The 7,027-nt window shown below is 60.5% G+C and carries 10 protein-coding genes; 4 read left to right on the top strand and 6 right to left on the bottom strand.

Annotated elements, in window-relative coordinates; translation table 11 throughout:
* On the bottom strand, positions 1-292 hold a 292-nt coding region (locus V8683_RS27825; RefSeq protein WP_462880704.1), incomplete at its 3' end, for an aromatic amino acid lyase.
* Between the two features lie 237 nt (positions 293-529).
* Here V8683_RS27825 and V8683_RS27820 point away from each other — a divergent pair.
* The 4 genes from V8683_RS27820 (at position 530) to V8683_RS27805 (ending at position 3,568) form a co-directional block, all read left to right on the top strand.
* The gene (locus V8683_RS27820; protein WP_411193019.1) at positions 530-1,288 is read left to right on the top strand and encodes an ABC transporter substrate-binding protein; all 759 of its coding nucleotides are present in this window, start codon (positions 530-532) and stop codon (positions 1,286-1,288) included.
* A gap of 80 nt (positions 1,289-1,368) precedes the next feature.
* A complete protein-coding gene (locus V8683_RS27815; RefSeq protein ID WP_411193018.1) occupies positions 1,369-2,058 on the top strand; it encodes an ABC transporter permease in 690 nt (229 codons plus the stop codon).
* A complete protein-coding gene (locus V8683_RS27810) occupies positions 2,055-2,768 on the top strand; it encodes an ABC transporter permease (RefSeq protein WP_411193017.1) in 714 nt (237 codons plus the stop codon). Before V8683_RS27815 ends, V8683_RS27810 begins: the two co-directional genes overlap by 4 nt.
* A 32-nt stretch (positions 2,769-2,800) precedes the next feature.
* Positions 2,801-3,568, top strand: a complete 768-nt coding sequence (locus V8683_RS27805; protein WP_411193016.1) for an ABC transporter ATP-binding protein — start codon at positions 2,801-2,803, stop codon at positions 3,566-3,568.
* Between the two features lie 34 nt (positions 3,569-3,602).
* On the opposite strand, the gene V8683_RS27800 is transcribed toward V8683_RS27805, so the two are convergent.
* From V8683_RS27800 to V8683_RS27780, 5 genes are all read right to left on the bottom strand, one after another.
* On the bottom strand, positions 3,603-4,040 hold the full coding sequence (locus V8683_RS27800) for a MarR family winged helix-turn-helix transcriptional regulator (RefSeq protein ID WP_411193015.1): 438 nt from the start codon (positions 4,038-4,040) through the stop codon (positions 3,603-3,605).
* A gap of 110 nt (positions 4,041-4,150) precedes the next feature.
* Positions 4,151-4,651, bottom strand: coding sequence for an OmpA family protein (locus tag V8683_RS27795; RefSeq protein ID WP_411193014.1), 501 nt, complete (start codon positions 4,649-4,651; stop codon positions 4,151-4,153).
* Between the two features lie 77 nt (positions 4,652-4,728).
* A complete protein-coding gene (locus V8683_RS27790) occupies positions 4,729-5,205 on the bottom strand; it encodes a hypothetical protein (RefSeq protein WP_411193013.1) in 477 nt (158 codons plus the stop codon).
* Between the two features lie 289 nt (positions 5,206-5,494).
* Complete coding sequence (locus V8683_RS27785; protein ID WP_411193012.1) at positions 5,495-5,887, bottom strand: hypothetical protein; 393 nt, start codon at positions 5,885-5,887, stop codon at positions 5,495-5,497.
* On the bottom strand, positions 5,832-6,866 hold the full coding sequence (locus V8683_RS27780; protein ID WP_411193541.1) for a type VI secretion system protein TssA: 1,035 nt from the start codon (positions 6,864-6,866) through the stop codon (positions 5,832-5,834). The genes V8683_RS27785 and V8683_RS27780 overlap by 56 nt, the downstream gene beginning before the upstream one ends.
* Between the last annotated feature and the right edge of the window lie 161 nt (positions 6,867-7,027).

The following is a 7,027-nucleotide window of genomic DNA, read 5'->3' as shown; positions in this document are numbered from 1 at the left end:
CCGGGCGCGCCATCGGCTCGCCCACGCCCACGGCGTGCGAGAGCACGAGATTGCGCTGCAGCAGTTCGAGCTGGTCGGTCGGAATGTGGGTGCTTGCGAGGCGGCCGAAGCCGGTATTGATGCCGTAAGCGGGCTCGCCCTTCGCGGTGATTTCGGCAACGGCGCGGGCGCACGCGTCGATGGCGGCAAAACTTGCCGGATCGAGTTCGAGCGTCACCCCGTTTTTGTCGGTTGCGCGGGCGATCTGGCGCAGTTGGGGAAGAGTCAGGTGGCCGGGAGTCAGTTTAATCATGGCGATCAAGTTGTCTGGACAAGATGACTGGCAGATTACAGAATGAGGCTTGTATAGACAAGTAGAAAAAGCTCCGCGTATACCCGCAAATCGTCTTTCTGGCGCTTCCATTACTTGGCCTTTCGATTGTGGCGCGAACGCTTGTCTCGGTAATAACACCGATTGTTGGCCATCGAGAGTACCGTTAATTTGTATAGACAACTTGATGCTGTGTCGACAATCCTTCCCGGAGACTTCATGAAGAAACTTGCCTTGTGCGTCGCCCTTGCCCTCGCTGCCGGTGGTGCTTATGCGAAAGACTGGTCCACCATCCGTTTCGGCACCGACGCGAGCTACGCGCCGTTCGAATCGAAGGCGGCCGACGGCAAGCTCGTCGGCTTCGACATCGACCTCGGCAACGAGATTTGCCGGCGCATGAATGCGAAGTGCGTGTGGGTCGAGCAGGACTTCGACGGCATGATCCCCGGCCTCAAGGCGAAGAAGTTCGACGGTGTGCTCTCCGCGCTGACGATCACCCCGCAGCGCGAAGAGCAGATCGCCTTCTCCGCGAAACTGTTCAACACGCCTACGCGTCTCGTCGCGAAGAAGGGTTCGGTGCTGCAGCCGACCGTCGCGTCGCTCAAGGGCAAGACAGTGGGCGTCGAGCAAGGCTCGATCCAGGAGACTTATGCCAAGGAGAACTGGGCGCCTAAGGGTGTCAACGTCGTGCCGTACCAGAACCAGGACCAGGTCTATCTGGATCTGCAGTCGGGACGCCTCGACGCCGCGCTGCAAGACGAAATCCAGGCCGACCTCGGCTTCCTCAAGACGCCGCGCGGCGCCGACTTCGCGTTCGCCGGACCGGAAATCCCGACCGGCGCGGCGGCCATCGGCTTGCGCAAGGACGATGCCGATCTGAAGGCCAAAATCGACAAAACGATTGCCGACATGATCAAGGACGGCACGTACAAGAAGATCGAGTCGAAGTACTTCGACTTCGACGTCTACGGCGGCTGAGCCTTGCCGTTTGCATCCGCATCAAAGGAGTCGGTGCTGCGCGGCCGCGCGGCGCCTGCCCTGTAATCGAGGATCCATCCATGCTTTTTCAAGGCTTCGGCCCGCTGCTCCTCGCGGGCACGTGGGAAACCATCAAGCTCGCGGTGCTTTCGCTTGCCGCGGCATTCCTGCTGGGTCTCGCCGGCGCTGCGGCGAAGCTCTCGCCCAACCGCGTGGTCTCGCGCATCGGCACGCTCTACACGACGCTGATTCGCGCGGTACCCGACCTCGTGCTGATGCTGCTGCTGTTCTATAGCATCCAGATCTGGCTGAACGACCTGACCGACATGCTCGGCATGGACCAGATCGACATCGACCCATTCGTGGCCGGCGTCATCACGCTCGGCTTCATCTATGGCGCGTATTTCACGGAGACCTTTCGCGGGGCATTCCTCTCCGTGCCGCGCGGGCAGATCGAGGCCGGCTTTGCCTACGGCATGAGCTCGCGGCGCGTCTTCACGCGCATCCTGTTCCCGCAGATGATGCGCTACGCGCTGCCCGGCATCGGCAATAACTGGCAGGTGCTCGTGAAAGCCACGGCGCTCGTCTCGATCATCGGTCTCGCCGACGTGGTGAAGGCCGCGCAGGACGCCGGTAAGGCCACGCAGGCGTTCTTCTTCTTCACGCTCGTCACCGGTGCGATCTACCTGGCGATCACCACCGTTTCCAACCTGGCATTGCATCGCCTCGAAAAGCGCTACTCGACCGGCGTGCGGAGGGCTGCGCTGTGATCGAACTGCTTCGGCAATACTGGCCCAACTATCTGTACAGCGACGGTTTCAATTACAGCGGCCTTGTCATCACGCTCTGGCTGCTGGTGGTTTCGATCGTGCTCGGCTTTGCGCTCGCCGTGCCGCTCGCCATCGCGCGCGCGTCGCGCAATCCCTGGATTTCGCGGCCCGTCTGGCTCTATACCTATGTGTTTCGCGGCACGCCGCTCTACGTTCAGTTGCTGCTCTGCTATACCGGCCTCTACAGCCTGCACTACGTCCATACTCACGAGCTGCTCGGCGAATTCTTTCGCAGTGCCATGAATTGCACGCTGCTCGCGTTCACGCTGAACGAGTGCGCCTACGCCACCGAGATCTTTGCCGGCGCGATCCGCGAAACCTCATACGGCGAGATCGAGGCGGCCCTCGCCTATGGCATGCCGAAATTCAAGCTCTATACGCGCATCATCCTGCCCTCTGCCCTGCGGCGCGCCCTGCCCGCGTACAGCAACGAAGTGATTCTGATGCTGCACGCCACCACGCTCGCCTTCACCGCAACCGTGCCCGATATCCTCAAAGTGGCGCGCGATGCGAACTCCGCCACCTACATGACGTTTCAGGCTTACGGCATCGCGGCCGTGCTGTACGCGTCGATCGTCTTCGCCCTGATCTGGGCATTCCGCCGCATGGAAACCCGCATGCTGGCCTACCTGAAACCGCAAGGGCACTGACGCGCTGTTAGTCCTGATGGAGTGTATTGAGCATGTACAAGCTGATTGTCGACGACCTGCACAAGAAGTTCGGCGAGAACGAGGTATTGAAGGGCGTATCGCTCAAGGCGAAAGCCGGCGACGTGATCAGCCTGATCGGGTCGAGCGGCTCGGGCAAGAGCACGTTCCTGCGTTGCATCAACTTCCTCGAATCGCCCTGCTCGGGCCGTATCGCGGTGAACGGCGAAGAAATCCGCACGAGCCCCGACCGCAGCGGGTCTCTGCGCGTGAGCGACCCGAAGCAACTGCGGGCGATGCGCACGCGCCTCTCGATGGTCTTTCAGCATTTCAACCTGTGGGCACACATGAATGTGCTGGAGAACATCATCGAAGCGCCCGTGAGCGTGCTGGGCCTGAGCCGCGACGAAGCCGAGGCCCGCGCCCGCAAGTACCTGACCAAGGTGGGTCTGTCGACTGGCGTCGAGCACAAGTATCCGTCGCACCTGTCCGGCGGTCAGCAGCAGCGTGTGGCGATTGCCCGCGCGCTGGCGATGGAGCCCGAAATGATGCTGTTCGACGAACCGACCTCGGCGCTGGACCCTGAACTGGTCGGCGAGGTGTTGAGAGTGATGCAGGCGCTGGCGGAAGAAGGCCGCACGATGATTGTCGTCACGCACGAAATGGGGTTCGCACGCAATGTCTCGAATCACGTCGTCTTTCTGCACCAGGGAAAGATCGAAGAGCAAGGCGATCCCCGCGAGGTGCTGAATGCGCCCCGCAGCGAGCGATTGCAGCAGTTTTTGGCGGGGCGGTTGAAGTAGGCGCGCCGCGCGTGCTACCTCGCCATCGCTGAGTTCATTCGCCAATAAACTTGCTCAGCAGCCTGCGCAGTTCGTCGAATTCAGCTTTGGTGAATTTGCGCAGTCGTGCGTTGAGCACCTTGGGTGCGATGTCCGGAATCTGCGCGGCAGCGGCCTGGCCCTCCGCGGTCAACGCGAGGTTCACCACCCGGCGATCTTCCACGCAGCGCGAGCGCTCGACGAGCCCCTTGTCTTCCAGCTTGTCGAGCAGGCGCGTCATCAGGCCCGTATCGACGCTGAGGAGTTTCGAGAGGGCGTAGGGCGTCGTGGCGACACCCCTGCTGATCGACAGCAGAATGCCCATTTGCGGGCTCGTAATGTCGAGACCCTTCAGCGCCGCATCCATCTCCGATGTGATCAGATTACGCGCCTTCGTGAGCGCAAACCCCACGCTTTCGGTGAGCATGAAATTCTTCGGCGTGTAGTGGTCCATCGCGATGGGCTCCGGAGAGACGTTGTCGAATTCAAAATAACTGCAGAGTCAGAATTTGTCAAGATGCTCCGGAGCTGCCAACTGGGTGGGCGTCAGGCCGGTAGATCCCCTTACCTGCCCATGATGCGTGCCTCCGACTCGCCGACGATCACGATCTCCGTGCGCCGGTTCCTCGCCTGGCCTTCGGGCGTATCGTTGTCTGCTACCGGGTGGTCATATGCGAAACCTTTCGTCGTGATCCGCGAGGGGGGGATGCCGCGTTCTTCGAGTGCATCGGCGACGGTTTTCGCGCGCGCTTCGGACAATTGCATGTTGTACTCGTGCGTGCCGACATTGTCCGTATGTCCTTCGACGATCACGGGCTTGTCGCTACGCTTGAGCAGCACCACTGCGCGATTGAGCGCAGTGGTGGCATCCGCGCGCAACGTGGACTGGTCGAAGTCGAACAGCACCTTCTCGGGTAGACGCAGTTGCACGCCATCCTTACCTTGAATTACTTCGATGCCGCTCGCCTGGTTAAGGGCCTCTTCATGGCCGCGATTGAGATTCGAGCAGGCTGTGAGCAGCGTGATCAGGCTGGCGCAGGTGGCGACGGTGAATATATTTTTCATTCAGGTTTCCTTTATATATAAAACTGTACTACTGAGATATGATTCGACGATCTACGTGCTTGCCCGAACCACTGAAATTACGCGGCGCGCTGCTGTAGGCAGTATCGAGCCTGACCTGTGCCTGCTCTGTCGGGAGACAAGACCTTGAACGTGTAGCTCAACATGCGATTCCAGAATTCGGGGAAGCCAAAGTCATCCACCACGTCGTCTGGCGCGTAACCCTCCGAGTCCGTCCAGTACTTTGCGATGGCATAACGGAGGGACCTGCGTTCGTTTTCGACACGCACGCGCAGCACCAGTGCGCTCCAGTACTCCTCGTCTGGCCTGTAAGCTTTTGACGCTACGAAGGTTAGCCACCGTTCGTTTGCGGAGCCTGACGGCAGTGCGGTATGTTCGAACAGCATGAGCAAGCCAATCCCCTCGGGTCCGTGTCTCATCGAGAGTCCCGGCACAATACACAATGCCCGCGCGCCAGTGGTCGACGCGTCAAGTGGCATGTCGGAGGCCACATCCGTCATCTTGAGCAGTTGCTGAAGCGATTCCGTATGGTTCATACAGCGCACCCTTGCGCAGCCAGAGCGCCATGTTTGGCACACTGGACACAACGATTCCCCCCAGAAACTCCCCGTTTTTTTCCGCCAGTCTCGTTGGGTGTGAGTGAGGACGAGAAGCCTGGTTTCCGTCAGAAAAGAGAATGGATCGTTTTGCGGATCGGCAAGTGCGGACTCCAGCTCTGCGCCGGGTTGGCCGTCGGCGCAGCGTGCTTTGCCCCATGCTTCGATTGCACCCGAGGCCCGAACGCGGATGAGTATGGGAAGCATGCGGTAGTGACCGTCAACTGCGTCAAAGCTGCGATCGATCCGATCGCTCGACAATCGCGGTGGCCGGCGTTCGATGGACGACTCCTTCGAGATTGAAACCGATCGCATCACGAGATGCAGACGTTTGATTGCCTTCCATCCGAGATCGCGTGGCGCCGTGCCTCCCAATAGTCGGCGTAGCAACCCTGGTCATGGCGGCGATATCCCGAGGATCTTCGACATCGATCTGAAACACGCCCGGCAACCAGTCCAGATGAGACCCGTGGGCAAATCGGGCAATCGCCCCAAGGGCCTCGCAGCACAGCAGTTCGCTTGACGGCTCAAACTGGATATAGTTTGGAGGAACGCCAATATAACGTTTAATCCTCTCGCTCCCACTGCGCCAGTAGTTCAGCAGGAATTGCGGTAACAACATCGGCGTATCGCTTACCGACAAACTGTTCGGCGCGCTTCAGCAATACCGGAATCGGGCTGCTGGGCTCGTGAAGTTCGAACCACTGTCGTGCCTCACGGATCAGGTTAAGCGCTGAGTGACGATCGGAAGCCTTGCCGGCTGCGCGGGGAGGTACTGGTTCGGATAACGTACTTGCCTCACTTTCATCAGAAGTGGTCGGCGGCTCAACCAATTCCGCAGATTCGTGGATCACTTCCTGCTCGTCCCTTTCTTCGTCCGAGGCGTCTTGCACCGGGCGACTGCTGGCCGGCACCGCGATGTGACGAAGAAGCCGCTTGAGCGCGGTGAGATCCGGTGCGTAGACACTCAGGTGCTCGTGGCACCAGTCTTCGATCGCCGTCAAACTGTCTAACGCATCGTCGAACCCAGAGAGGACTTCGGGACGCTGCATGCGCAACTCTTCAAGCTGCCTTGTCACAGATTCCGGTGTCAGCGTATCACTCGGACGGGGATGCGCGAATGCCCGCTCGACGTCGCGCAACTGCAGGCGCGTCGCCGTCGACCGCGTTAGCGCGATTTCCCGCAGATCGGAGATCAGCCCGTCGGTATCGGCCAGCGATTGCAGCGCGTTCATGCGGATTTCGAGCGCGACCGCGCGATCTTCGTCCACACCCAGTTGCGGGTGAACCAGATCGGGGAATGCAGCCAGCCATCCGGCCAACAGACCCAGTCCCTCCGCGAAGCCTGTGGCGGCCGCGAGCCGTGTGCGGCCGCGGATAAAGAGCACGGCCAGGCGCACGTCCTTGCTGCGCATCATCAGGCGGCGGCAGTCCCTGTCCACATCGCTCCAGTTCACTGGCTCCGGCGTACCGACGAAGTCGCCATATTGAGCTGCGGCCTTTGCGGCGACGCTTGCGCTCAACACGACGAACTCCGGATCGTATTCGAGATCACTGCCGCACGGCGACTCGCCCGAGATGGGCGCCATCCAATCGTGCATGGCGCCTCGACTCCCGGCTTCAGGCCGGTTTTTTTTCCGCTCTTGCTCATGGTTCAGTCTTTTTCTGCCGGGCCGCACGGGCTTCGGCGTCGCGTTGAAGCTGGGGCACATAGCGCTCCGGCTCGAAAGTCATGCCTGTGACAGGCTCAGGCGAAGGAGAC

The organism is Paraburkholderia sp. AV2, from assembly GCF_054968425.1.
Note: the sequence above shows the minus strand (reverse complement) of the source record. Positions and strands in the feature narration are given on the sequence as shown.